Below are 1,675 nucleotides of genomic sequence, written 5' to 3'. Positions count from 1 at the left end.
CCTTGAAGTATTCCTCGCTGGCGAGATTGACGATGACCGGTGTGGTGTGGGCAGCGGCGCGCTCGTTCAGGTAGGCGGAGATTTGTGAGCCCCAGAACTGGTAAAGATTTTTGCCTTGGGGTGTGGCCAGCGGCGTGCCCATTTCAAGCCGGTAGGGCTGCATGCGGTCCAGCGGGCGCAGCACGCCGTAAAGGCCGCTCAGAATGCAAACGTGCTCCTGCGCCCAGGCGAGTTGTGCCTCGCCTAGCGTTTTTGCATCGAGGCCACCATACACATCGCCGTCAAACGCCAGCGCGGCCTGTTTGGAATTCTTCGCGGTGAATTTCGGCGACCAGGCCTGGTAGCGCGCGACATTCAGGCCTGCGAGCGAATCTGACAGCTTCATCAGTTCGCTGATCTGCTGCGGGGTTCGGGTTTTGAGCACGTCAATCAACTGGGCCGACTGGCGGGTGAAGAGGGGTTGGGTGTGGGTCGCGACGTGCGGCGACGTGTCGTAGTCCAGGGATTTGGCCGGCGAGATGAGAAACAGCATGCTTTGGAGTTGTGGGGGTAAGGCAAGTAAGGCGAAACCCCCACTTTACGACAGGAGGGTGGCGCCAGGCCATGAGCCTTCAACTACCGCAGGTCGCTGGCCAAAGAGGCGAGCGTTTCAGCCGCAATCGTGGTGTGCGCCGGGTAATGCGTGTGGTCGCAGCCCAGTTTCACGCTTGCGCCTGCCTTGACAGCCGCGCACATGGCCGCGTCCAGCTCAAAGCGCACAAAGTGCACAGCCGAGGTCTTCTCGTCGTTCTCGCGGTCCATGTCCTCGTCGGCAATGGCGTAGACACGGGCATGGCCTTCGACCTCGATGAACATGCGGTCTTCCACACCGATCAACCGGGCCAGTTCGCGCTTGCGTTCGTTGACGTCGGGGTACTCAAGCATCAGCGTGCCCTTCCAGTTGGTCCCGTCGGGCATCAGTGGGGCATAGGCTTCGATCTCCTGCTCTATGCCCTCTTCTTCAAAGATTTTCTCCACGCGCAGCATCTCCTGGATCTGGTAGCGGATGCTGGTTTCGCTTTCAAACTGCWGGTTGATGTGCTCACCCAGGCGCACGCTGCGCAGCTTGCGGTGGGCGATGATGGCCGGCTTGTTCTCCTTGCGGTATTTACTGTAGGCCTCCAGCGTCATCAGGGATTCGCGGGTGATCTTTCCGGTGGTCTTCATGGTGTGATCTCATTTCAGGCCGTAGGCCGTGCGTATCAGCGTGAGCGGGTGCTTTTGCGGCGGTGCACCCAGGCTGTTGACGTCAAAGCCCTGGGCGATGTGGTGGCCGCCCAGCGGGCAGTCGCTGCTGATGACGTCAGGCAGGCCGCCGTCTTTGTGGCTGGCCATGGCTTTAAAAAGCGGCTTGCCGATCTTCATGGCCTGCTGGTGGTAGGGCACCTTCACGCCAAAGGTGCCGGCGTGGCCCGAGCAGCGCTCATGCGTGTGCACACTGGTGCCCGGCACCATCTTGAGCATTTCCTCGGTTTTCTTGCCGATGTTCTGTACGCGGCCATGGCAGGGGATCTGGTAGCTGATCTTGCCCAGCGGCTTGCTGAATTCGGTCTTGAGCAGGCCGTCGCGCTTGCGGGCCATCAGGTATTCAAACGGGTCCCACATGTGTTCCTTGACGAGCTGCACGTCGGCATCG

General features: G+C 60.6%; 2 protein-coding genes and 1 pseudogene. All 3 read right to left on the bottom strand.

Features of this window, described 5'->3' with window-relative positions; translation table 11 throughout:
* Positions 1-532 (bottom strand): YaaA family protein (locus AC1D1X_RS22585; protein WP_477699254.1); only part of this gene is annotated, 532 nt, incomplete at its 3' end.
* 83 nt (positions 533-615) lie between these two features.
* Positions 616-1,206 carry a DUF3501 family protein gene (locus AC1D1X_RS22580; protein WP_477699253.1) on the bottom strand — a complete coding sequence of 197 codons (591 nt, stop codon included), beginning with the start codon at positions 1,204-1,206 and terminating at the stop codon, positions 616-618.
* A gap of 9 nt (positions 1,207-1,215) precedes the next feature.
* Positions 1,216-1,675 (bottom strand): annotated as a pseudogene (locus AC1D1X_RS22575) (Fe-S oxidoreductase); the annotation flags it as partial.

The organism is Polaromonas sp. P1_G4 (assembly GCF_056405475.1).
Note: the sequence above shows the minus strand (reverse complement) of the source record. Positions and strands in the feature narration are given on the sequence as shown.